The sequence below is a fragment of the Roseibium sp. QJM3NY_11 genome, from assembly GCF_056173175.1.
Genome location: NZ_CM149660.1, coordinates 4,363,866 through 4,388,858 on the forward strand (window position 1 = coordinate 4,363,866; position 24,993 = coordinate 4,388,858).

Sequence of the window (24,993 nt, forward strand, 5' to 3'; positions counted from 1 at the left end):
CTCAGCGTCTCCTGAAACCAGAGGTGAAGGGCGAGCTGCCAGGGCGCTTGACGCCCCGATTGAATGGCTGCGCCGGCTCATAAGGTGCCGGAGTGGCTGGGGACGGCGCTGCAGGTTGTTGCGGTGCAACCGGTGAGGCCGCGCCTGACGGTGCCGCGCTGGGCGGTATCGGGACAGACGGCGGCGGCGGAGGCGCAACAGGCTGGCCTGGCGCAAGCGCCGGCGGGGCTGCACTTGCCGGCGTTGCCGGAGGTGACGGCGTCGTTGACGCAGTCGGCGCTGCCCCCATCCTGTGACCGATACGTTCTGCATCAATCTGCATGTCCGGGTTCTGCACCGGTGCCTCGACGATGGCTTCTGTATGTGTTCCGGCCGGAACACGGCCGCTGGCGGATTTGCTCGGCAACGTCGTGGCAACCTTGCCCTGGCGACGATCGCCGATCCGGCCTTCTTCGTCGGTCGCGCTTTCGGGGATGGCACCGCGGTCGCCCTGCCCGCCTCCTGCAAGCGACGACTGGCTTGCCGCCGAGGCCGACATCGGCCAGTTGGCCTTGCTCGCAGCCACCTGACAGCATTCAATCAGTGCCGTGTTCTTGGCCTTGCGCCGATGGGCTTTCATGTCACCGTCGCGATAGGCGTTGAGAATCCGCAGTTCGACAGGGTTCATGCCGACGGCCTCGGCAATTCGGTCCATCTGGCACTCGATCGCAAAATCGACAGCCGTGATCCCGAAACCGCGCATGGCGGTCGCAGGTGTCCGGTTGGTAATGCAGCAATAGACGTTGGAAGCCACATTCGGAATTGAATAGGGGCCGGGCAAATGCCCGGTACCTTTGATGATCGCGTAAGGCGACAGGCGCATATAGGCACCGCTGTCGAAGAAACCGGTGAATTCCCGGGCGATGATCCGCCCGTCGTGCATCACTCCATCCTTCAGCCGCCAGCGTTCACCACCGCGTGGCGCACCAACCTGCATCTCCTCATGGCGGTCCCAGGCAAACTTGACCGGCCGGCCGGTCAGAACCGCGCCGAGAACGGCCGTCGGCTCGACGATTGAATCGACCTTTCCGCCAAAGCCGCCGCCGACGGTACCACCGATGAAATGCAGCCGGCTGGACGCCATATCGAGCAGCTTTGCGGTTGTTCCAAGTGAGAAAAACAGCGCCTGGGTGTTGGTGTGACAGACAAACCGGTCGTTGGTTTCCGGCGCCGCGATCGCACCGCAGGTCTCGATAGGCGCCTGCTCGATGGGCGACATCTGGTACTCCGCCTCGATGACATGGTCGGCACGCGCGAAGGCGGCATTGACATCGCCAAAACGGAGTTTCTGGTGATCGTATTTCGCGTGGTAATCGAATGAATTGTTGGGATAGACCTCATTGACGACCGGTGCGCCGGGTGCGAGTGCTTCCTCCACATCCAGGACATGCCGCAATACCGAATAGTCGACCCGAACCGCGGCGACCGCATCGCGTGCCTGGCGTTCGGTGTCGGCAATCACCCAGGCGACCGCTTCGCCGCGGTAGCGAACCTTGTCATGGGCGCACAGCGGTTCATCGTCACGGCCGAAATTGATCAGGGACAACAGGGTGTTCAGGTTGTTTGGCACATCCCTGGCCGTCGCAATCCGGCGGACGCCCGGCATGCGTTCGGCGGCCGACGTGTCGATGGACCGGATCTCGGCATGATGATGCGGCGAGCGTACCGCCCGCATGTGCAACATGCCGTCAAACAGATGGTCGTCATAATAGGGCGTGCGGCCCGTGACGTGGCCCAGAATGTCCTGACGAACGGTCGGCTTGCCGATTTCCTTGAGGTTATCGTCCCGCTCGTTGGCAAACAGGTCTTTGCGAAATTCGATGCTGGACATTACACAGCCCTCCGCTGCGTTCGTGCCGCTGCCATCAGAATCGCATCGACAATCGGTTCATAGCCTGTGCAACGGCACAGGTTGCCCGAAATGGCCTCGATGACCTCGGCACGCGACGGATCCGGATTTGCGTCCAGCAAAGCCTTGGCAGCCATCAGCATGCCGGATGTGCAGAACCCGCATTGTGCCGCGAAGCCCTCGATGAAGGCGTCTTGCAGGGCATGCAGCTCCGGGCCGCCGGCCAGACCTGCCGTTGTATCGACCCGCTTGCTCTCGACGGTTTCAGCCAGCGTCAAACACGACAAGTGGGCTTTCCCGTCAATCAGGACCGTACAGGCGCCGCAGGTTCCTTGACCGCAACCGTGTTTGGGGGTCAGATCGCCCACACCTCGCCGCAGGACGTCAATCAACGGCGCCCCGGCATCGACGAAGAGTGCTGCCTCGGCATCGTTGAGTATGAATGTAACCGGCGCTTTGGGCATCAGACCCGTCCTCCGTTTTGCAGCAGCCGTCTCAAGTGGACCGGGGCGACTTCGCGCCGATACCAGCTTGAGGCCAGAGCGTCGTCGACAGGTGCCAGACCTTCCGTGCAGACCGCACAGGCAGCGGCAATCGCGTTTGCATCGCTGCCCTGTGCCAGAGCGCGTTCAGCGGCCCGGGCGCGCGTTGGCAGCAGGCCCATGTTGCCAAACACCACCCTGGGCTCGCCGCGCCGGGAAGACACGGCAATCGACATCACCGAAACGCCTTTCGGCTTGACCCGGCTGACCTTGCTGAACAGGAAGCTGCCGGGCTCGATCCGCGGCAACGTGACGGCTGCAACAAGACCGCGCAGTTGATCGCGTCCCGACAGGAAACTTTCGACCGGAAGCGACTGGCCGTTGGCCATGACGACCTGCGCATCAAGTGCCAGAAGCGCCACGGTGATATCGCCGTAAGGATTGGGCGCAAACAGATTGCCGCCGATTGTCGCCATGTTGCGCAGGGCCGGCCCACCCACAAGACGCGCGACCGGATGCAGCACCTCGGCATCTCCGGATGCCAGAATATCGGACATGGTGGCGCCAGCCCCGATCCTCAAACCGGCCGCATCGTTGCCGATGTTCCTGTCTGTCTGACGAACCCGGACAATCCGGTCAAAACTCTGGTCGCCGTAGGTCACGGCACGCATCACCAGCGTTCCGCCCGCGATGTACCGGCTTCGGTCTCCCAGCGCGCCGGCAGCCTCCGTTATCGTTTGATAGGTCTCGACCGATAACATCCTAGCCCTCCAGGCCCAATTCGGCCCGGATTGCTCCAAAGCCGGCGTCATAAATGTCTGTGGCAACCATCTGCATGAGGTCCTCGCGCCGGGCGGCGGGCGCATCGAATGAACCCTCCCAGCGCCAGAACGTGTGATCGAGATCCGTGACCGGGATGAGCTGCACGTGGCTGACGTAATTCAGAAGCGGGATCGGCGTATCGAGCAGGCAATAGCTGTAGGCGGTATCGGCATCCGACAGCGCCAGAAGCTGTTCCCGCAGCTCTGCACCGTCGGTCAGTTTGAACCGACGGATGCAGCCGATCCGGTCAGCCTCCCGGGATCGCTCGATCTGACTGGAGGCCACGGCCGGATGCCACCGGTCATGACCATTGAAATCCCGCAAGATCTCCCAGACGGCCTCGATCGGGGCCTTGAGTATCGTGCTGCGAACCACCTTGACCACGATCAGCCCCCGAAGTGCCTTTTGAGCGCATCAAACCCGCCCTGGAACACGTTGGTCGCGATCCCGCTGACCAGGTCCGCTTCCTTGTCCGGATCGCAGTTGAACTCCGCGGACCATTCGGCAAAACAACGGTCGCCATCGGTAACGGGGGTCAAGCGGATCGTCGCAATGTAATCCGTGAGCGGCATCGGTCCTTCGAGCATGGTGTAGCTGTAGAAGAGGTCATAGTCGGACATGCCAACAAGCTGCTCACGGATCATGTCGCCGCTTTGCAGATGAAAATTGCGAATACAACTGATCTTGTCGCTTGGAAAAGCGTCCTCGATCCGGCTGTCGCGGATACGTGGATGCCACTTCGGCATTCCGTTGAAGTCGCGTATCCGCTCCCGAACGTCCGTCGCCGACGCATTGATCACAGATGAAACAAACACCCGGGCCATTATTTGTTTTCCTTCGCACCCTGGGTGCGTTTGATTTCAGAAGCTGCGCGGGTCATGTCGCTGGCATCGCGAAAGATCGTCGATTTCGCGATATTGCTGCCGTCGATACCGATGTCGTTCAGCAGGCTGTCGACCATGGGTGCCTGCACGCGGTAGCGCAGTGCGGAGTTCATCACCTCGTCGGTGGGGCTGCTGCCGCCACCACCTCCACCGCCGCCCGAACCGCTGCCGGATCCGTTGCCGTCAGCCGCCCACTCGAACCCTCTGGTACCCGAGCCACCGAGCTGCATGATCTTGATGTCGTTGATCTTCTCAAGCGGCTTGGCGGAGGCGGCCACGATGCCCTCGACATGCTCCAGGAGCTTGCGTTTGAAGAGAGAATGACGCGCTTCGTCCGTAAGAACGTTTTCGGCTTCGTTGATGAGCCTTGCAGCTTCGGCCTCGACCGCTGCCCGGACCTTCTCGGCCTCCGCCGCAATCCGCTTTCGCTCGGCCTCGAGCTCTGCCGTTGTGATCCCGACGGTCTTGGCCCGGAGCGCAATTTCCGTCTCGCCGGCTGTCGTTGCCTGCTCGGCAGCGGCAACAGCGCGCGCACGGGCGTTTTCGGCCTCCACGGCAGCGGCGCTCTTGTCCAGTGACTTGCGATAAAGAGCGATGGCCTTTTCCATCCCGATTTCCTCGACCACTTTCTCCCGCTCGATTTCCAGACGGCGCCGCTCGGTCTGGTGGCCGATACGCGCGTCGTCCAGACCCCGTTCGGAAGCAATCTGGGCGCGTTCGACTTCTTCGCGGCTGGCGATTTCGGCTTCGCGAAGAACCTGAACCCGGGCGATTTCCAGCTGTTCCAGAGCCTTCTTGCGTTCCAGTTTCTTGGTATCGATCAGTTGCTCCGCAAGGATCTTCTCTGCATCGACAGTCCGCTGTTTGGCGACTCTTGCAGCCTCGATCGCTTCATCGGAGGCAATCTGTGCGGCGTCCAGCGCCTTGTTGCGGGCGATTTCGAGATTGCGGATCTTCTCGTCGCGGGCAATTTTTTCGACCGTGGTTTCGGCCTCTTTCTCGATCCGCTGCTGATCAAGCAAGCGGCGGCTTGAGATTTCAGCGGCTTCGGTTGCCTCCGCCTTCTCGATCTCGCGGCTGCGCACTTCCGCATCTCTGGCAATCTCGGCAGCACGGATGCGCGTGGCTTCGCTGATCTTGGCAGACTTCACGACTTCCTGAGCCGCGACATTGGCAACGTCCACAGCGCGGTTTCTGGCGATCTCACGCTCACGCATGTCCTGTTCAAAGGCAATGCGCTCTGCCGCCAGCTTCTTCTCCTTGGCAATCCGCTTGGCTTCGACCGCCTCTTTCTGTGCCGTGTCGGCGAAGGCAATCGCCTGTTCGCGGGCGATGTCCCGCTCCCTGGTACGTTCTTCGTTTTCGATCCGCTCGACCGCTGTTCGCGCTTCCGTGGCAATGCGGGTCTTCTCGACAAGCTCTCTGCTGGCGATCTCGGCCTGATCTATCGCCTGATTGCGGGAGATTTCAGACTGGCGGACGCGTTCTTCCTGGGAAATCCGCTCTTTTGCGGTGGCTTCCATTGCCGCTATTTCTGCGGCATCCAGGGTCTGACGCTGCATGATCTCGAGGGATCTTGTTGCCTGTTCGGAGGCAATGCGTTCCGCGGCTATGACCTTCTCACGCGCGATGCGGGCCGCTTCGACCGCCTGGTCCGCTTCGATCTGGGCGGCGTCCAGCACTTCGCGACGTGCAATTTCAAGTGTCTTGGTTTCCTTGTCGGAGCTGATGCGCTCGGCATTGATGGTGCGCTCCTGCGCAATCCGCAGTTTTTCCGAAGCTTCCCGGGCAGCGATTTCAGCTTGTTCGACAGCCAGATTGCGCGCAATTTCGCGTTCTCGTGTGCTCCGTTCCAGCAAGATACGAGCCTCTGTCACACTTTCTTCCTGCGCGATACGGGCCCGTTCGGTCGTTTCACGCGCGGAAATTTCAGCGGCGTCAATCGTCCTTTTGCGCTCGATCTCCTGGCGCTGAGTGTCCAGATCTTTCGCAATGCGTGCTTCGGTGATGATCCGTTCCTGGGCGATGCGCGCCTTTTCTATGGTTTCCCTGGCCGCGATATCCGCGGAGTCGGTATCCTGCGTGGTGGCAATCCGCGTCTGGGTCAGTACTTTTTCCTGATTGATCCGCGCGGTTTCGATCTTCTCGCGTGCGGTGATCTCCGCTTCGTCGATCACCCGGGTCCGTTCGATTTCCTGTTGGCGAATGGTTCGCTCGGAGGCTATCCGCGCCTCGGCGATCTGTTCGTCGTTTGCGATCCGGGCAGTCTCGATTGCCTCGCGGCTGAGCAGGGTCGCCTGTTCAGCTTCCTTTTCCCGTTCGGAGCGCTCGCGCGCCAGTTCGGCGCGCTGCTGCGCCCGTCTGAATTCAATCTCGCGTTCCTGTTCCAAACGTGCAGATTCACTCTCACGCTCGATATTCAGGGTTTCTTTTTCGGCTTCCAGATTTCGCGAGCGGATCTGCAGCATTGTATTTTGTTCAATGTCGTTGCGCAGTTTCCGGCGGGCTTCGATGGCTTCGACGACGAACGTCAGACCCTCGGCATCAAACCGGTTGGACGGATTGAAGAACTCGATATCTGTCTGGTCCAGATCCAGAATGGCGACGCTTTCAAGTTCAAGGCCGTTCTTGTCGAGGCCTTCCTGCGCCATCGCAATTACGCGGTTTACATAGTCGCCCCGCTGCTCGTGCAGCTCTTCCATCGTCATTTCAGCTGCAACCGAGCGCAGCGCCGAGATGAACTTGCCGGAAAGAAGCTGGTGGATCCGTTCGGGCTCGAGGGTGCGCCGGCCCAGGGTGGACGCGGCAAGCGTCACACCCTTTTTCGACTGGGCGACCCGAACATAGAAGGACGCCTCGACATCGATCCGCATCCGGTCCTTGGTTATCAGGGCATCGGATTTCTCGCGGACCGCATGAAGGTCCATGGAATTCATGTTCACCGGCGTGATGTCATGAACGATCGGCCAGACGAACGCGCCCCCGTCGATCACGACCTTTTCGCCCAGGAAACCTGTTCTGACGAAAGCGATTTCCTTGGTGGATCTGCGATAGAGCCAGTTCATCACCCAGTAGAGGATGAAAATGACGATCACGGCCATGATGAGCCACAAGATCAGTTGTCCAATGAGTTCGCCGGTCATGTGATTTCCTCCCGCCAAGCCGACTTAACGGTTGATCGCTTTGAATTTTCTTGTCTGCTCGGTAAGCGCAATTTCGGTCGGCAGCCGCTCCATCGACGACGCCCCGTAAAATCCGTGGCAGTACCGGGTGTTCTTGAGAACGAATTGCGCGTCCTCCGGCATCGCGACCGGCCCGCCGTGCACGAGAACAATCGCATCGGGGTTCACGTCGAGGGCCGCTTTTGCCCAGGCATCGGTCAGCGCCGGAGCCTGCTCGAGCGTGCATCCTGTTTCCGCGCCGATGGAGCCGCCTGTGGTCAGCCCCAGATGAACAACTATGATGTCGGCACCGGCCCTGGCCATCGCCGCAGCATCTGCCTCGCAGAAAACATACGGTGTGGTCAGCAGGCCCTTCTTGTGGGCAGCCGCAATCATGTCGACTTCCAGCTGATAGGACATGCCGGTCTCTTCCAGATTGGCCCGGAAGGTGCCGTCGATCAGCCCGACCGTCGGGAAATTCTGTACACCGCTGAACCCGGCGTCCTTCACCTGATCCAGAAACCTGTCCATCAGACGAAACGGATCGGACGCACATACGCCGGCAAGGACGGGGGTTCTGGAGACCACCGGCAAAACCTCACCAGCCATTTCCATGACGACAGCATTGGCGTCGCCGTAAGGCATCAGCCCGGCAAGGGATCCGCGTCCGGCCATCCGGTAGCGTCCGGAATTGTAGATGACGATCAGATCGATGCCGCCGGCCTCTTCGCATTTTGCCGACAGCCCCGTGCCGGCTCCCCCGCCGATGATGGGTTCACCGGCGTCGCGCATTGCGCGGAACTTCTTCATCAAGGTGTCGCGGTCAAACATGGATCAGGCTTTCCTGGCAGGTTGTGCCGGGCGGGCGTGAAAAGACCTGAAGGTCTTGACCACAAGCTCGGCAAATTCGGGATCGTTGATATGATGGGGGACGCGGACCAGCTGCCGGTTCGCGGTTGTCCTGACGGTCTGTTCCAGCGTTTCAAACAGCGCCTTGTTGGCAGCAGGGTCCCAGAAGGGTCCGCCCGGCTTGTCCAGTGCCGACACGCCGCCGGCCGGCAGGAAGAACCTGACCACACCATTCATCCGGTTCAGCTTCTCGCCGATGAAACGGCCGATCTGAATGTTATCTTCAACACTCGTGCGCATCAGCGTTATTTGCGGATTGTGCTCGTAGAACAGCCGGCCGCGGTAGTGGTCCGGAACGGTTTCGGGGGCATTGAAATTGACCATGTCCAGCGCACCGCACGCCCCGATATAGGGCTGGCTGCTGGCAATCATCGCGTCAAACCGGGTCTCGTCCGCCGCAAAGACACCGCCCGCAACCAGATCGCAAACTTCGGTTGTGCTGATGTCGACGACCGCGCTCAGCATGCCTGAGGACAGAAGTTTTTCCATCGCACGGCCACCCGTGCCGGTGGCATGGAAGACCAGGCAATCATAGTCGGTCTCCAGTTGGGATATGACCTGCTGGACACATGGCGTGGTGACACCAAACATGGTCAGGCCAATGGCTGGCTTGTCGTTCACCGGCTTGGCGCTCTGGCGCGCCCTGGTCATTGCCGCAACAGCATTGGCGGCGTTGCCAAGCACTTCGCGGGTGATCGAATTGAGGCCCTGAACGTCGGCCACCGAATGCATCATGGTGATGTCCGAGGCGCCGACATATTGCGCCGTGTTGCCACTTGCCACTGTGGAGACAATCAACTTGGGCACGCCGACAGGCGGCACCCGGAAGGCAGGTGAAACAAGAGCGGTTGCCCCGGACCCGCCAGCGGCCAGCAGCCCGGCAACGTCGGTTCGCTGACGCATCCAGCGCTCAAAGGCGACAGTCATGCCGGCAACGGCGCTGCCCCGGTCGCCGGTGAAAACGCCAGCCGATCCGCGAGGATGAAAACCGGCGACCGCAGCGGGTGGTACATCTGCACCGGACGGCTTGCCGCTGGTCGACAGGTCCACCAGCGCCACCCGGACACCCTGTGTCTTGATGATGTCGCGCATGTAGCGCAATTCAGCGCCCTTGGTATCGAGCGTTCCACACACGTAGAGGGTTCCGGTCCGACCGGTGACCGCCGTCGTGGTGGTCGCGAGCGGTGCCGCTTCAACGTCCGTGACCGTACGGGCGGAACGCACCAGAACATCGACCGGAACGGACGCCGTCCAGCGTGTCGGGATCCTGGGATTTGACAGATAGATCCTGGCGCCGTGTGCCTTCGGTTCGGGTCCCTTGACGCCGGCATCGGAAACGTCATCCGGTGTTTCATCATGGGCATGACGCCCGACACCCAGCAATGCCTGCTGCAGGTCCTTGTCGGAAGCCAGAAGCCCTGCGTCCATCACCCGGTTGACCTTGCCATTGACCATGATGGCAACTTGTTCGGCAACAGAGCAGGCAACCCCGATATTCTGTTCGATGACCAGAACAGCGATGTCCCCCTCCTGTCCCAGCCGGAGCAACATCTCCGCAACCTGATTTACGATGACAGGCGCAAGGCCTTCGGTCGGCTCATCCATGACCAGAAGTCTGGGGTTCAACAGCAAGGCCCGGCCGATCGCCAGCATCTGCTGCTCACCGCCCGACAACTGCGCGCCGCCATTCGACTTGCGCTCCGCCAGCCGCGGAAAGACGCCGTAGATCCGCTCCGGGGTCCAGGCACCGCCCCTGGTGGCAACCAGCCGAAGGTGTTCGTCAACTGTCAGGGACTTCCACAACCGCCGGCCCTGCGGCACATAGCCGATACCCAGCCGCGCAATATCCGCCGGGCCAAGTCCGGCAAGACTGTGCCCGTTGAAACTGATGGCGCCCGAGCGCACCGGCACCAGACCCATGATCGCCTTGCAAAGCGTCGTCTTGCCCATTCCATTGCGCCCGACAACGGACAGGACACCGTTGCCGAGGGTCAGGTTGACGCCTTGCAGCGCATGGGATTGCCCGTAAAAGACGTTGAGGTCCTTGACCTCGAGGATGGGCGCGCCGCTGCCGCTACTCATGGCCGCCTCCCAGATACAGTGCCTGGACTTCCGGGTCGTCCTCGATTTCCGCGGGCTTGCCTTCCTTGAAGATGCGGCCGTTGTGCATCATCGTGACCATTTCGCTCACCCGAAGGGCAACGTCCATGTCGTGCTCGATGATGATGTAGCCGACGTGCCCGGGAAGGCCGGTCAGGATCTTGACGAGTTCGGCACGCTCGGTCGGCGACAGGCCGGCAGCCGGTTCGTCGAAAAGAATGAACCGGGGGGCACCGGCCAGCGCCATGGCAATTTCAAGCTGGCGTTGCTGACCGTAGGACAAGTCGCTGACCGATGTGTTCAGCGCACCGGTCAGATGAACCGTCGCTACGAGTTCTTCGGCCGCCTGCATCAATGCATCGGACTTGCTCGGCCGTTTGAAGGAGAACCTTCCCCGCGAAACACCGCGGCAGGCCAGATAGACATTGTCGAGCACCGTGAGCCCGTTGAACAGCAGGGAGATCTGATACGTCCGGCGCAGGCCGCGCCGGATGCGCTCCTGCGCCGGAAAGACCGTGACGTCTTCTCCAAAGAAACGGATTGCACCGCTTGTCGGCAGAAAGTCACCGGTGATGCAGTTGAACAACGTTGTCTTTCCCGCCCCGTTGGAGCCGAGCACCGCGCGTCTCTCCCCCGGACGCACAGCAATATTCACCTCGGACAACGCTTCCAGGGCGCCGAATTTCTTGGAGATGTTGCGGAGTTCCAGGGCATACCCGGCACCGCCCTGCACCGATGATCCCTTCTGGACAAGTGCATCTGTCATATCGGGTTGTCTCCCCGATCCTTGCCGGTCAGCGGGTCGCGATTGCGATTTGCGCGGAACCGGGCCCACAGGCCGAGAATGCCGTCCGGCGAGAACAGCACGATTACAAGGAACCCGAGACCGATCACCAGCTGGAAACGCTCCCCGGCCAGGCCAAGGCTGACCAGGACATCCACTGCGAAGGTCTTCAGCAGCACATAGATGAACGCACCGATGAAGGGACCAATCGGGTGCCGGAGGCCGCCGATGACCGCAATAACAAGGATATCGATTGCAGGACCGATGCCGATTGTACCCGGTGAGATCTGCGTGGATTGCCATGTCAGAAGGATGCCGCCGACACCGGCTATCAATCCTGCGAAAGCATAGGCTGCAACCCGATGGGCGGTGACGTTGTAGCCCAGTGCCGCCATCCGACGCGGATTGTCCCGCACGCCTTGCAACGCGAGCCCGAAAGGGGCGCGGCTGATGTAAAGGACAAGCAGATAACCGCAGACCGCCCAGAACAGCGCCAGATAATAGAAGGCATACGGGCCACGCCAGTCGACGCCGAAAAGCATCGGCGGCAGCACGGAATTGAACCCCTGGAAGCCATTGAAGAGGTCGTAGTTCTGTCGGACAAAATAGAAGAACGCCGCGGCGATCGCGAGCGTGATCATGATCGTGTAAATCCCCTCGGTGCGAACGGCCAGCCAGCCGATGGCAGCAGACAGGATCACCGTCAGAAACAGAGCCAGAGGGATTGCGATCCACCACGCCCAGCCTTGCGAAATCGTGGAAATCGCGCTGTCGCCAAAAATCGCGATCATGTAGCCGGCAAATCCGGCGACCGCCATCTGCGCCAAGCTGACCATGCCGCCATAGCCACCCAGAAACATCAGGCTGAGGGAAATGATGCCGAGGATGAACGTCCATCCCATGATCTGAAACATCACGAACGGACTGACGAAAGCCGGCAGAACCAGCAGAACGACGCCCATCACCCAATAGGCCGGCGGTACAGTTTCAAACCTGAAGCCGCGTTGTTCGATGAGGTTCGAGGTTGCGTCTGCCATCGCCTAGCCCTGCCCCATCAGGCCTTGCGGACGAAACGCCAGCACGACAACCATGATCAGGAATGTCAGAACCACTGCATACGTCGGGAAATAGACCGACCCGAACTGTTCGGCCAGACCGATCAGAAGTGCGCCCAGCGCGGCGCCCGGGATTGAGCCCATGCCGCCAACGATGACGACGACCAGGCTCGCCAGCAAGAACCGGATATCTTCACCCGGCGCAACTGACTGGAACGTGCCGCCGACAACACCGGCGATACCGGCCAGCCCGGCTCCCAGCGCAAAGACGCCGACAAACACGATCTGGATGCGCGCGCCTGTTGCAGACAACATGTCGCGATCATCCACACCTGCCCGGATCATCATCCCGATACGGGTCCGATTGAGCGCCAGCCACATGGCAATTCCCACGGCGACAGCTGCAAAGAAAATCACGATGCGGACCATGGGATACTTCATGTAGACTAGGTCACCGCTGCGTTTTTGACCTGTCACGAACAGTGTCTCGATCGGCCCGGACAACCATGCAGGCGGAGAGATGTTGAAAAAATCTCCGCCGAAGCCCCACAGCATCAGATCTGCTGCGACAATGGAGATGCCGATCGTGACCAGTGTCTGGCGGAGGTCCTGCCCTTCCATCCGGCGGAAAACGAGAATCTGCAGAAGAACGCCGCAGATGCCGACAAGAATGAATGCCACCGGGAACGCCAGGAGCCAGAAGCCAGTAATATCGGCGGCATGAAAACCGACGTATCCCCCAAGCAGGTAGAGCGACCCATGGGCGAGATTCACATTGCGCATCAACCCGAAGATCAACGTGAAGCCGCTGGCGACGAGGAAATAAAGACCGCCCAGAGTGATGCCGTTGAAAAGCGCACTGAGAAAGATCTTCTTTTTACCGATCACATCGACCAGCCCGGCGGGCCAGATCGCGAAGATCAGCCACAGCAAGATCACCACCGCGAGCGCCAGAATGGCCGTCCAGACCGGGTGTGCGTTTGCAAAGCGGCTCATGCGGATTGACCCGCACGCAGACTATTCGTCACTTCGCCCTTTGTGGAAACCTGCTGCACTCTTTCCTCCCACACCCCGCAGTCGGGGCTTGTTGAGAGTGATGCTAGCGGGTGTTCTGGCGAAGGCACGTACCCCAAAGTCTGCTGGGTTTTCCCATCATCGGAAAAGCATCTTCAGGTCACATGAGCAACCCGGCGGTAGTCACTTGGAGCGATACCGACGTTCGAAGAAAAGAACCGCGTGAAACTCGCCTGCGACGAAAAACCGAGATCAAAGGCAATGTCCGTGACGGACTTGTCGGTGCCCAGCAATTCCTCGATTGCCCGTTCGGATCTCAAGGTGTTCATGTAAACATTCGGGGTCACCCCCATGTACTGTTTGAACAACTTGAAAAAATGCGGCCTGGAAAGGCCCACGCTACGGGCAAGCTTTTCCATTTCCATATCTTCGCCCATGCGTTCCTGGATAAGACGCAAGGACCTGCGGACACGGAAATCGCTGAACCGGTTGAAGGCATTCAGCCGCGCCGTGCTGTCGATATTGGACCAGGACTGATCGAAACTCGCCTTGGTCAATCCGAACAGCAAAGTGTCGAACTGGCCCTGATCCTCATTTTCCAGAAGGAGCGCCGTGAGGTGATTGACGAAACCCTGAATCTCGGTGGTCACCTCAAGTTCCGCCCTTCCGAATTTCAGCGCATTCTGGGCAGACGACGAGTTTTCGAGAAACCACATCGGCTTGATGTAGAGCACGAGACAGACATGATCCCCGCCTTCAGCTTCATGGAAGCTATGCGGTGCCCAGGGACTTACGGCCGCCGCGTGGGTGGCGTTCAACTTGCAGGTCTTGTCGTCGCTGACAAGGGTCGCTGCCGGGCCGTCAACGAGAAACACCAGATGCCCCTCGCGATGCGCGTGCGTGATGATGGTTTTGTCCAGACGGTATAGTGCGGCACGCCCAAACTGACCGTGACAAACTGCGATTGCATGGCTCATTTTGGACCCTCCCAAATCCGTAATGATTCTGCCCGGCACAGGCGCGCTATTGTTGCGCTGCGTTACCTCGGCATATCCAAACTCACGGTTCCTCCCCTCATCCAAAAAGTCCTCAGTTTTCTCATCTCGATAAAACGCAGTCTTCATCGGGACATAGGCGCGCTACTCTTGCAAGCCATTGGGGTCAATAATCATACTCAAGGTTACTTCTCATGACTTGTCGCAGCGGAAACACTGTCCGAAACATGCGTTCATGGTGAGGTGTATGCCGTTTTCACACGCGTGAAAAACTCGGCAGCATAGCTCCCCTGTTCGCGCGAACCATAGCTTGACCGCTTGCTGCCGCCGAACGGAACATGATAGTCAACGCCGGCTGTGGGCAGGTTGACCATAACCATCCCGACTTGCGCTTTCCTTTTGAAATCGCTCGAGTATTTCAAACTCGTGGTGCAAATTCCGGCACACAGGCCAAACTCCGTGTCGTTGGCAACCGCCAGGGCCTCGTCATAGTCACGGACCCTGACAACCGACGCGACCGGACCGAAGACTTCTTCCCTGTTGATGCGCATGTCGGGATGGGTTTCGGTAACAAGTGCGGGTTGAAGGAAATACCCGTTCGTCTCGCGCTCCACGACCTCGCCCCCGGCCCGCAACACACCCCCTTGCGCTCTCGCGACGGCAATATGGTCGAGGTCCTGCGCCAACTGGACGGCATTCACCACGGGACCAATGTCCGATGAGGCATCCAGGGCATGGCCGACCCTCAGTGCCGACACACGCTCGGCAAGTGCACCGACAAACCGATCGTGGACCCGTTCGGTCACGATCAGTCTGGAGGACGCCGTGCATCGTTGCCCCGTCGAGAAGAAAGCGCCGTCGAGCGCGCACTGCACGGCGATCTCCAGATCGGCATCATCCAGAATGACCAGAGGGTTCTTTCCACCCATCTCCAGTTGGATCTTGCGCTGATGGGGCAGACTTGCCGCGGCGACCCGGTCGCCGGTTGCCTGGCTCCCGGTGAAACTGATGGCGTCGATGCGTGCATCATCCAGCATGGTCTGCCCGACGACGGACCCAGGGCCGGTCACAAGATTGAATACACCCGCGGGAACGCCCGACCTGTGGAGAATGTCGGCCAACGCCCATGCACAGCCAGGGACAAGCTCTGCCGGTTTGAAGACCACCGTGTTTCCATAACAAAGCGCCGGAGCAATCTTCCAGGCCGGAATGGCAATCGGAAAATTCCACGGTGCGATGATCCCGACCACACCGACGGGTTCACGCGTCACTTCAACACCGACACCGGGCCGGACGGAGGCAATGACCTCGCCGCGCAGACGCAGCGCTTCGCCTGCATAAAACAGGAAGATCCGACCGGCACGGGTGACCTCGGCGATTGCTTCTGACAGGATCTTGCCTTCCTCGCGCGCCAGCAGATTTCCAAGTTCGTCTTTCCGGGCCAGGATCTCCTGGCCCGCACACTGCAAGATATCGTGACGTTGCTGCTGGCCGCTCCGGCTCCATGTTTCACATGCATCCGCCGCAGCAGCTATGGCAGCTTGCGCTTCCGAACGACCGGCCTGCGCGTACTGATCGATGACATCATTCACATCGGAAGGATTGATGTTCCCGGTCGCATGAGAGGTCGTCACCCAGGCACCATTGATCAAAAGCGGCTTCATCCAACGCCCTCTTCATAAATCGATTCAAGCACCGATCGCGCACTTCCCACATCGAGACCTTGTGTCGAGGCGACGGCATCCGCCGCATCATCAAGGTCGGTCCGGGAAATGCCCATGTCGGCGAGAGATGCAGCCATCGGGATGCCGGACAGGATGCGCCCGACCGCCTGGTGCAGGTCATCTTCCTGTCTGCCCAGCACTTTAAGCAGGATGTCTGCCTTTTCAGGCGCCATGACACGTTTCCGGATCACGCCGGGTAAAACCAGGCGCGCTATTTCAGCCTCGTCAAGATCCGGATTCGTGCGCGCGAGTGCCGCCGACATGGTCAATGACGGGCCAAGACCTTTTTCCTGGGACAACGCTGCATTCAGGCAGGCCGCCATCAACTCCCGTTGCAGGTCTATTCCTGCCAGTTTCCCGATCCTGGGCAGATTCACCACACATCGCGTGAGCCCATCCAGGGCCATGCCATCGGCGGGCGGATTGTAGGCGTTCGCCAGATAGGCTTCGAAACAGCGGATCAGGCTGAGAACCGCCGTTCGCTGGCTCTGCCGACTGTCGGCATCAAGGGTGACGGTGGGATCGCAGATCAGAACGGAGGGCAAGCCGGCGCGCCAGCTTTCCAGCTTGCGCGTGCACGGATTGGGCAAGCCGTCGGCACCTGGAACCACGTAAAGTTCCGGCCGGTTCCTTTGAGTTCGGGACAGGGCGTATCGGCATTTCCGCCCCAGTTCAATTGCACGTGCCGATCCGAATGCCACGATCGCATCGGCGCCTGGCGCCAGTCCGGAGGCCTGCGCCGCAGCGTGTCTGAGGTCGTGGTGACGCGCAAAGGAAAACTGGTATGGCTTCGCCGCCGAAGGCAGGCCAGTCTGAACCCGTTCGGAAAGTTCACTTTGCACCAACGTGCTTTCAAATATCAGCAATGGATGCGTTGCACCGGCTTTCTCCAGTTCGGAGTACAATGCGTCTTCGAGCACGCCATCAGCAAAATGCACACGCGTCGGGTATGTGATGAGCGTCATGGGCTCTCACCGGCGAATTGGAAGGCCAGAAAAATCGGGCGGCAAGTCATGTGCCGCCCGACAGATTGTGGGGTCAATAAGAGGTCTTGCACTCAGGTGTTTCACGGCCAGGCAAGCCGATGGCGGCGAAGGTTTCCTCGTCAAGGCCCAGGGTCTGGTTCACATTGTCAACCATCTTGACCATTTTCGTCGCAAGACTTCCATCCGGCAACTCGACCACTTCGGACACGAAGTTCGTCCCGATCGCCTGGCGGTTCCCGTCAAGTGTGATGGTCTTGTTCGGTGCATCGAGCGACAGATTGCTCAAGCAGGACCGGAACGCCGCCTGGCCGTCCGACAGGTCACCGTTGACGGTGTTCACGCACTCCAGCATCGCATTGGTTGCGTTGTAATAGCCGGTCGCCAGAAGAGACGGCGACGGAAAGCGCTCATCCGCCGGAAACGTGTCCTGATACGCCTTCACATAGGCCTGCCACTTCGGATCCTCCCAGGTGTCCGCCTGCGGACCCGAAGACGGTGTTCCGATCAGGGCTTTCTTGGCCGATCCTTCGGAAGACAGAACCGTGCCGTCCACCATGATCGATCCACCGATGAGGTTGGCATCGCCGCCGGCCTGCTGGTACTGGTTCAGGAAGTTGACGGCATCGCCGCCGCCAAGGCCGACATAAATCGCATCGACGTCATCGGGAAGCGCGGCGATGATCGATCCGAAGTCCTTGGTGCCCAGCGGCACCCACAGCCGTTCGGTGATTTCACCACCCGCCGCGCAGAACTCCGTCACGAACCCGAACACCTGCGTGTAGATGAAGGAATAGTCTTCACCGACCGTCGCGACCGATTTGTAGCCTTTTTCATTGAAGACATAATCCCCGAGGCCGGCGGACCACTGCGATCCGTCTGTGTTGAAACGGAAGAAATTCTCCGACGGGTCGACATAGGTCGTCTCCATCGCACCGGAGGCCCCATTGATGAACGTGACGCCGGGCTGGGTCTTCGAATAGTCGCGGATCGCGATGCCTTCGGATCCGGAAAGCGGTCCGATCACGAGTTCGACACCATCCTGTTCGACCAGCTTGCGCGCGCCGCGAAGGGCACTGTCCGGCGACGTATCGGTGGACTGGATGATCAGCTCGATTTCACGTCCGCCGGCTGTCCCGTCGGTTTGCGCAAGCGCGGTTTTGATTCCGCGAACACCGTCTTCTCCCAAAACGGTGTATGTCCCCTCAAGAGTGGCCAGCACGCCGACCTTCAACGGCTCCGCCGCCAACACCGATGTCGCACCCGCCGTCATTATGGCCACTATGGATAGTGATCCTAGAAGTGCCTTTTTCATTCCTGTTCCTCCCTGAAGTTTCCCGCCGTCCACAAGCTGTCTGGCGCTCGCAGGGGCTGGCACGAATGGTGCCGTACACAGGGTCAAACACAGATCACGCCAAGTGCGCCGACATAACAAGGCGTCTCTTTTTATGGAGTTATCCGGGGTCCGTAGACCGGGAACGCAGGACTTGCCGTGCGGCAAAAACCGCCGAACAGCAAGCCAGCAACGTCAGGATAACCGCCGCCACCGGCCAGGATGCCGTCACTGTCGAAAGGCTCGACAGGAACAACAGCAGCACGCCGACCAGAGCGATGAACAACGGCGCGAGCAGCGCGCGCGGGCGGTCCGAAAACATGAAGGCGGCAAACCGGATCCCGGCGACCGCGATGACAAAATGCGCGACAATCTCCAACGTCGAGGTGCACCAGATGGCATTCCCGAGTGTTGTTCCATCGGCTTCGCAGCTCTGCGTGCCGAATATCAGCATGTAGTACTTGACGATCAACGCCACTGCGAGGCCAAGACCGAACAGCATCTGGACGACCATCATGACAATCCACGATGGCCTACGGAAAGCTTCAAAAAAGGCGGCTTCCCGGCCTGTGTCGTTGTTGGGCATGACCTATCCCCGGTTTCATACGGCAGGCACCGTGCTGCAGCAGGGCGCGGCTGGCAATTGCACGAGGGGTTACGACGTTACCGAGCGTCTGAATTGCGTAACGGCGCCCGTGACCGGCCCTGCCCGCGCGGCCCGGTTTGAGGGTCCGCGCATCGCAACTGTTGCAATCGTCATTCTCTCAAGGTGACCCGGCACTCAAGGTGATCCGGGCTCAAGGTGATGCGGGCTCAAGGTGATGCGGGCTCGAAAAAGGCGGTCCGGATACCGACGCCGGCAAAAGTGCCGCACGACTGCGGCAACGACCTCCGGGGCACAGCTCGCCCGGAACATGTGCCCCGGTCAGAGGAAGGCCAAAACCTGATTGCCGGACAAATGTTCTCCATCAAGACCCGCTGGTTTTTTGAGCCTGGCGGGGACACCGCTGCGATCGGAAACCGGCGGGAAGGGAAAACCGCAGGTTCGTGGCGCCCACGGAATTCGATATCGCCGACGATGCGAGGTAATTGATGCGACTTGTACCAATCTCGACAAACAGGAACCCATTGGATGGCCTGTTCAGGGCCCCATGGTGCCTGCGATTACATAACCTCACTCGGCATCGGAATCGGCATTATGTTCCGGCACACAATACGATACAGGAGCCTCCTGCAGTCCCAACGCATCTGTCATGGCAGCCGTACCGATCGCAAAGGAAGGCACCGTGGCGGCAGACCAGAGAGACGGAACGCAGGACAGTGTGTTGCAGTCGCCGCCGAAGGTCACAAAATCCTGGTCTGCATGGGCCCCGTCCTTGGTGCCGATCTTGCAGGTGCAGATCGCCTTCAGCGGGTCTGTCGGGTCGAGTGTACAGCGCGCGTCGAGACAGTCCGTCCACGCACTGCCCGGCGCGCACTGCATCACCGATTTATCGGCGGCCTGCCCGAACGAATAGGTGGATCTCAAGCTTACGGGTTCTGCCGAAGCTGTCGTGATTTCCGCGATATCATCGACTTTACTGGTCGACCCGTCCGTCATGGACTGGAAGGGTTTGCGTTGATCACACGTGGTCTGCAGCCCGAAATTCAATCCCTCGCGCACTTCGCAAGCGCAAATTCCATAAGTGAGCGGTGCACGCGGATCGGGAACGCAAGGCGCGGATGTGCACAGCGCGTAGTAGCTGTCGCAAATTTTACCAGCTGAATGTGTGTCATCTGCCGAAGAGATGTTGGTGACACCCAACAGGATAAAAACCGCAAATAGTGGCAGACAGACTTTTGCGGAATTTCTAATTAATTCCATTAATTTAACAGTTGCAATCATGATAATTTTCTCCCCAATCAGAGTGAAGACTACCATGAAGTTGGTATGTTTGCCTGACAAAAGGAAGATTGAACTGCGCCGGGCTGACCGGAGACTGTGTGGTTCAATTTTTTCGCCGAAACCTTCTATTTCAGGTAGGGCAGCCGCTTTCGTTCGCCTTTGCCGGAATATGTGACCTTGAAGTGACCTGCTGTAACGAGCAAGAACGGATGGCGGATCAAGGCTTTTCCGGGACGCAGATGGGATCGAGCGGTTTTTGGCGGTTTCCTGCCACTTCGGCCGAGGCCCCGCGAAAACGTCCGCGCAACTTCACTTGGCACAAAATGCGCGATCTGCGGGAAGGCGAAATGCGCCATTTGAAGAAGCTCAATGGAAACAATTATCGCGCAATTTCGAGATAGCAACTTTCAATATCGGTTGAAGGGGCGTTTCAGAGCGCTTCAAAAATTCGTCAAATGCCGCCAATTTTCCGCCCTGCCCTCCAACAGAATTCCATATCATACGTTATGCGAATCCAGCCCCTGACGGCCGCATGCCGGGCTCGTGGCCTTTCCAGGGCGCGGATGCCGAATGGCGGATGGCCAAAAGCCGCCGTCACTGGTCAAAATGCTCCAAAGCGGACTGTCGACCTTCTTCTCGGGACTGGCAGCTATGCGGACAAAGTTGCCATTTGGCGCTCAACGGTTTGACACGCAGGTCTCAGCTGCTATCACGTCACTCATGATTGCCTAAGCATTCCAGAAAGATCCATTGATGATCTAACACACGCCTCCTAGCCAGAGGTGAACGGAATTCTTATGCAAGAGAACGGAACCAATGATCGGTTACATCACCATCGGGTCGAACGACCTGTCTGCATCCGCGAAATTTTTTGACTCAATCTTCGGTGCAATGAACGGCGCACGAGCCTACAGTCTCGACAATATGATTGGCTATTCGTTTGGACCGAAAACACCCATGATTATCGTGACTAGCCCTTTTGACGGGGAAACCGCGACCTCAGGGAATGGGATAATGATTGCTCTGGTCGCAAAAGATCGCGCGCAAGTTGACGCCATACATGCGTTGGCTCTTGAACTCGGAGCAATCGACGAAGGCGCACCAGGGTTACGAGGACGCGACTTCTATGGAGGATATTTTCGTGATCCTGATGGAAACAAATTTAATTTACATCTGACTGCTTAGCGAAGCGTCGAAAGAGGCGTCCTCGGTCGTTCTGATCTGGGAAATGTGATCGAGGCCGCCTTTTAACCTCAGGGGTGTTTTGGGCTCAAACCAGACCTTTGCCGCAGTTAAAACGAACGGCAGCAACCGTGTTTTTGTAACGCGCAAGAACACATGGCCCATAAGGCTTTTCCGGGATTAAGTGGGATTAAACGGTTTTTGGCGGTTTTCTGCCGCTTTGGGCGAGACCAGGCGAAACGGGCCGCGCAACTTCACTTGGCGCACCGAACCGCGAAAACCCGTCGCGCGATTTGCGCCATTTGAAAAAGAGCAATGAATTCAATTGCCGCGTAAATTCGAGGTAGCAACTTTCAAGATGGGTTGACGGGCTGTTTCAAAAGGCTTCAAAGCGGACTTTCGAATTTCCTCGCGGGACCGACGGCAGTGCGGACAAAGTGAGCTTTGGCTGCACATGCGCCAATGGCCGCTTTCGAATCGGTGCTTCAATTGTTTCAAGCGCTCATAGGAACCTTTGCACGACCGACGCAGGCACGCTGTCTGCCACGTCGCAAAACCTCAACTCACAATGACGGAATTGGACAACTGACTTTCGCACCAGTTCAAGCCTTTGATTTTGCATCACCCAAAGACGCGTTGCATAAGTCATGACTTTTGCAATCAAGAGAGAGCATAGCGTCTGCTTCCCGCAGGACAACGCTAAGTTCGAACATATGTGGAAATAATTCGGATATTGATCCTTTTTATGATTTTGAAGTATCTACACAAGACCTGATTAGGAAGCTTAGAATAAGAGTTAAACTAATACTCCTACGCCAATAACTATTGGCCCGTCCAGTAATTCGACCGGAGAGCCGCTAGCGAGGAATTTTTTAGGTATCAGATTCGAAACAGACGAGCATTTCAAAATTGAGAGACCCGTATTCTGTTCTGTTTGGGATCTTTCTATAATGAGATCAGTATAGTTCTCTGTCCAAAACTCGATCTCCTTTTGCCACCTAATCCCGCACCTCATACCCTCACCGGGTTGCGACGAGCGACCGCCGAGTTCTTTGGGCACCCAAATCACTTTGACATCGAAAGTATGCACGTTTTTACCTCAAGAATGGCAGATCTTCTGGATAGACGTAAACTCCCGGCCCCTGATTATCAATGTTGGAGGAAAAATCCCGTGGCAGGTCACCTGGGACAAGACGGAAGCCTGCCGCCCGGCCAAGGGCCGGTTCCGGCAGCAAGCAGAGTTCATTTTGTGGGGTTCCAAGGGAGCCTGGCATGACAAGGACGGGCCGACCTACCCTGGTGTCATTCGTTGCGGTGTCATGGCCGGAGGGCCGAAGCTCCACACGACCGGCAAGCCGGTACCGCTGATGGATGCACTGGTTCGGGTCTGCCCGACCGGGACCGTCCTGGATCCGTTTGTGGGCTCTGGCACTACTGGTGTCGCGGCCCTGAGATCTGGCCGGCGTTTCATTGGATGCGAGCGCGAAGAAGCCTATTATGAAATCGCCAGCGAACGACTTTCAAAGGCAGCTTAAATGAGTGTCTAAGCGAAAATGCTAACAAGTGTCCGGGAGATTGCCGAAGCGGGCTAGCTCCTGGACATCTTCGAGGAAGACATTACTGCGGGACCTCAGAGAAATGGAGTTCACGGCCCAAAGCTGTCGTTAGCACTGGATACAGCAAAGGGCCGCTTTGAGCCCGAAGTGGCTTTCAATTGAAAGACGCCTTACGAGTTGCGAATAGCCAATAGATTCATAGACGCCTTCTTACCTAAGATTGAGTAAATCGGTTGTGACTGGCATAGTCAGTTTTAGAGACGATTTATTACTTGAAGACCTGCAAGGTTGTTTCGATAATATTTGGTTGGTTCGGAGGGCTCATGGACAAAAGTTTATGGAGGGAATCGTATGGGTCACTACCTAGACTTCCCTGTCCTCGATGCACAAAAGGAAAACTAGTTAGGAAGGGTGATGTCCAACTGCTAGAGCCTGCGCACATCAGCCGAGAAATTGAAAAACAAGGTCTTCAGGGGGATCTGTCTGAAGGTAGCTTCATCTCTTTCATGGTCTGCAAAAGTGGATTTTGTGGTGAAGTAGCGACGGTAGCCGGCGAATACCGTAGTGACGAGAATTTGCAGTGGGACGAGCAAAGCGGGCAGGAAGTGCGCTTTACCACGACGAGCTACCGAATCTTCTCAATTCGGCCGGCACCTCCAATCATCGAAATTCCAAAGAAGCTAAATGTCGACGCTAAGAACCATTTAAAAAAAGCGTTCGAACTGTTCTGGAATGACTACGCGTCCTGCGCCAACCGTTTGCGGATTGTCGTAGAATATCTACTCGACCAATTTCAGATACAAAGGAAAACAGACAACGGCAACTATCTCACCCTTTCCGCTCGCATAGAGCTTTTGACAAAAATTAAACCCCAACAAAAAGAATTCCTGGACGCCCTTCGGTGGCTCGGCAACGCGGGTAGTCATGATGGCGTGGTAGATTTCATGGACCTGATGAGCTGCTTCGAAATGCTGGAACATGTCATGGTTGAACTAATTGAAGAACGACAGGCAAGGCTGGCTGCCGAAGCCAAGCGGATTGTTGCGGCGAAGGGTAAACCTGTCCGTTGAGGAGCGCTAGCGGCGATAGCCGCTACTGGCCCTGAACAGTTATAGGCACCGAATCAATGAATGGCGGCTTCGCGTTCCCCTGCATGACGTTCTGTGTCCATTTCGGATTAGCGGAATTCTGCCGCTGCTTTTAGGCATCGCGAAACCAAATAGCTGACCAAATCTGGGGGAAATTGTCTTCTAACCAAAGTGCCCAATCCGATGGAGCCGGGTCGATGCGTCGATACTTCGGCTCGATGTCCGCTGCCTTACGCAATGCCCGAGATGCCAAACGGTCTGCATCTGCACTCAAGTCGTTTTCGAGATACTCGACAGCATCCCACCATCGCCAGCCGCCGGCATGTGCAACAAACTGGTTGCGCAGAAAATAGATATGTTCGGCAAGGTCTCCTGCGCCTTTACCAAGCCCGAGCGCCTGAATAAGGTCTCGTCGATCACGCTTCGGATTGCCCGGAGCCCAACTCCAATCAAAATATTGGAGCGAATGCAGTACACAATCATAGGCAGCCAACGCTTCCAGTTCGAATTCGGCAGACATTAAGCTCTGAGCTCGGAGAAAATGGAAAACGCCCTGATGGATCGCAGGGTCGAGAGTATTTCTCGATGCCCACTTGGAACGATAGTCTCGTGGTTTTGCGCTGAAAGTGCCCCACATATCTGCGCAACTTCTTTCAGCCTGTGCAAAAATCTCTTGGTTCGACGGCTTTGGCCAAACATTGCTGTATCGTTGCGTTGCTAGGCCTGTGCCGAAGGGATGTAAGATGAGCCCATTCCTCTCCCAAACAGCCATAAGCACCTTCGCGATGTTGGACCGGTGTATATATTGCCGAGCGTAATGCCCTAACCATCCAAGGGCATCGGCGGCAATGTCGTCCTTGAGAGTTCCCCGCCAGCCAAAACTCCAGCCAGGCACGATCGAGCTAACGACAAGCCCCTTTCCGCTCGGTCGGGCGCGCCATTCGTATCCCTTCATCGAGAAATCCACAGCACCTTCGTCATCTAGGAGTGTCGAGAGGCACTCACACCAGTTTGCCCGTTTTGGAAGCGCATCAAAGAAGCGATCAACATCGGCGGCAAATCGCCGACGGTGTAACGCTGTCGGCTCGCCCTTATCGAACCACGTCAAAATTAGCGATTTAGCTTGTGCTCGTGCGGCGTTCATTCAA

General features: G+C 58.2%; 21 protein-coding genes. 3 read left to right on the forward strand and 18 right to left on the reverse strand.

The annotated features are described in order from the left end of the window. Position 1: 1 nt before the first annotated feature. The 17 genes from AC0VX3_RS20060 to AC0VX3_RS20140 form a co-directional block, all read right to left on the reverse strand. Positions 2 to 1,870, reverse strand: coding sequence for a xanthine dehydrogenase family protein molybdopterin-binding subunit (locus tag AC0VX3_RS20060; RefSeq protein ID WP_475522000.1), 1,869 nt, complete (start codon positions 1,868 to 1,870; stop codon positions 2 to 4). Continuing rightward, entirely contained in the window at positions 1,870 to 2,352 is a 483-nt protein-coding gene (locus tag AC0VX3_RS20065; protein WP_475522001.1) for a (2Fe-2S)-binding protein, read from the reverse strand. Before AC0VX3_RS20065 ends, AC0VX3_RS20060 begins: the two co-directional genes overlap by 1 nt. Further along, positions 2,352 to 3,131, reverse strand: a complete 780-nt coding sequence (locus AC0VX3_RS20070; protein ID WP_475522002.1) for an FAD binding domain-containing protein — start codon at positions 3,129 to 3,131, stop codon at positions 2,352 to 2,354. Before AC0VX3_RS20070 ends, AC0VX3_RS20065 begins: the two co-directional genes overlap by 1 nt. 1 nt (position 3,132) lies before the next feature. Continuing rightward, complete coding sequence (locus AC0VX3_RS20075) at positions 3,133 to 3,576, reverse strand: SRPBCC family protein (protein WP_475522003.1); 444 nt, start codon at positions 3,574 to 3,576, stop codon at positions 3,133 to 3,135. Positions 3,577 to 3,578: 2 nt separating this feature from the next. Further along, positions 3,579 to 4,016 (reverse strand): SRPBCC family protein, encoded by a 438-nt coding sequence (locus AC0VX3_RS20080; protein WP_475522004.1) that lies wholly within the window; start codon positions 4,014 to 4,016, stop codon positions 3,579 to 3,581. Next, positions 4,016 to 7,219, reverse strand: a complete 3,204-nt coding sequence (locus AC0VX3_RS20085) for a flotillin family protein (RefSeq protein WP_475522005.1) — start codon at positions 7,217 to 7,219, stop codon at positions 4,016 to 4,018. The genes AC0VX3_RS20080 and AC0VX3_RS20085 overlap by 1 nt, the downstream gene beginning before the upstream one ends. 24 nt (positions 7,220 to 7,243) lie before the next feature. Next, positions 7,244 to 8,068, reverse strand: coding sequence for a phosphoenolpyruvate hydrolase family protein (locus AC0VX3_RS20090; protein WP_342895706.1), 825 nt, complete (start codon positions 8,066 to 8,068; stop codon positions 7,244 to 7,246). Between the two features lie 3 nt (positions 8,069 to 8,071). Beyond that, positions 8,072 to 10,228, reverse strand: coding sequence for a Tm-1-like ATP-binding domain-containing protein (locus tag AC0VX3_RS20095; RefSeq protein ID WP_475522006.1), 2,157 nt, complete (start codon positions 10,226 to 10,228; stop codon positions 8,072 to 8,074). Continuing rightward, the gene (locus AC0VX3_RS20100; RefSeq protein ID WP_348150963.1) at positions 10,221 to 11,012 is read right to left on the reverse strand and encodes an ABC transporter ATP-binding protein; all 792 of its coding nucleotides are present in this window, start codon (positions 11,010 to 11,012) and stop codon (positions 10,221 to 10,223) included. Before AC0VX3_RS20100 ends, AC0VX3_RS20095 begins: the two co-directional genes overlap by 8 nt. Then, positions 11,009 to 12,067, reverse strand: a complete 1,059-nt coding sequence (locus AC0VX3_RS20105; protein WP_475522007.1) for a branched-chain amino acid ABC transporter permease — start codon at positions 12,065 to 12,067, stop codon at positions 11,009 to 11,011. The genes AC0VX3_RS20100 and AC0VX3_RS20105 overlap by 4 nt, the downstream gene beginning before the upstream one ends. Before the next feature lie 3 nt (positions 12,068 to 12,070). Then, positions 12,071 to 13,081, reverse strand: coding sequence for a branched-chain amino acid ABC transporter permease (locus AC0VX3_RS20110; RefSeq protein WP_475522008.1), 1,011 nt, complete (start codon positions 13,079 to 13,081; stop codon positions 12,071 to 12,073). 173 nt (positions 13,082 to 13,254) lie between these two features. Continuing rightward, positions 13,255 to 14,076 (reverse strand): helix-turn-helix transcriptional regulator, encoded by an 822-nt coding sequence (locus AC0VX3_RS20115; RefSeq protein WP_475522009.1) that lies wholly within the window; start codon positions 14,074 to 14,076, stop codon positions 13,255 to 13,257. Positions 14,077 to 14,327: 251 nt separating this feature from the next. After that, positions 14,328 to 15,758, reverse strand: coding sequence for an aldehyde dehydrogenase family protein (locus tag AC0VX3_RS20120; protein ID WP_475522010.1), 1,431 nt, complete (start codon positions 15,756 to 15,758; stop codon positions 14,328 to 14,330). Beyond that, positions 15,755 to 16,783, reverse strand: coding sequence for a dehydroquinate synthase/iron-containing alcohol dehydrogenase family protein (locus tag AC0VX3_RS20125; RefSeq protein ID WP_475522011.1), 1,029 nt, complete (start codon positions 16,781 to 16,783; stop codon positions 15,755 to 15,757). The genes AC0VX3_RS20120 and AC0VX3_RS20125 overlap by 4 nt, the downstream gene beginning before the upstream one ends. 73 nt (positions 16,784 to 16,856) lie before the next feature. Then, positions 16,857 to 18,116 (reverse strand): ABC transporter substrate-binding protein, encoded by a 1,260-nt coding sequence (locus AC0VX3_RS20130; protein ID WP_475522012.1) that lies wholly within the window; start codon positions 18,114 to 18,116, stop codon positions 16,857 to 16,859. Positions 18,117 to 18,255: 139 nt separating this feature from the next. Next, positions 18,256 to 18,720 carry a hypothetical protein gene (locus AC0VX3_RS20135; protein WP_475522013.1) on the reverse strand — a complete coding sequence of 155 codons (465 nt, stop codon included), beginning with the start codon at positions 18,718 to 18,720 and terminating at the stop codon, positions 18,256 to 18,258. Between the two features lie 588 nt (positions 18,721 to 19,308). Then, positions 19,309 to 20,019 (reverse strand): hypothetical protein, encoded by a 711-nt coding sequence (locus AC0VX3_RS20140; protein WP_475522014.1) that lies wholly within the window; start codon positions 20,017 to 20,019, stop codon positions 19,309 to 19,311. Positions 20,020 to 20,835: 816 nt separating this feature from the next. Here AC0VX3_RS20140 and AC0VX3_RS20145 point away from each other — a divergent pair. The 3 genes from AC0VX3_RS20145 (at position 20,836) to AC0VX3_RS20155 (ending at position 23,827) form a co-directional block, all read left to right on the forward strand. Further along, positions 20,836 to 21,204, forward strand: a complete 369-nt coding sequence (locus AC0VX3_RS20145) for a VOC family protein (protein WP_475522015.1) — start codon at positions 20,836 to 20,838, stop codon at positions 21,202 to 21,204. Positions 21,205 to 22,271: 1,067 nt separating this feature from the next. Further along, a complete protein-coding gene (locus AC0VX3_RS20150; protein WP_475522016.1) occupies positions 22,272 to 22,736 on the forward strand; it encodes a DNA-methyltransferase in 465 nt (154 codons plus the stop codon). A 344-nt stretch (positions 22,737 to 23,080) separates the two neighbouring features. Continuing rightward, positions 23,081 to 23,827 carry a DUF4145 domain-containing protein gene (locus tag AC0VX3_RS20155; protein ID WP_475522017.1) on the forward strand — a complete coding sequence of 249 codons (747 nt, stop codon included), beginning with the start codon at positions 23,081 to 23,083 and terminating at the stop codon, positions 23,825 to 23,827. A 130-nt stretch (positions 23,828 to 23,957) separates the two neighbouring features. Here AC0VX3_RS20155 and AC0VX3_RS20160 read toward each other — a convergent pair whose 3' ends face one another. After that, positions 23,958 to 24,989 (reverse strand): hypothetical protein, encoded by a 1,032-nt coding sequence (locus tag AC0VX3_RS20160; protein WP_475522018.1) that lies wholly within the window; start codon positions 24,987 to 24,989, stop codon positions 23,958 to 23,960. Between the last annotated feature and the right edge of the window lie 4 nt (positions 24,990 to 24,993).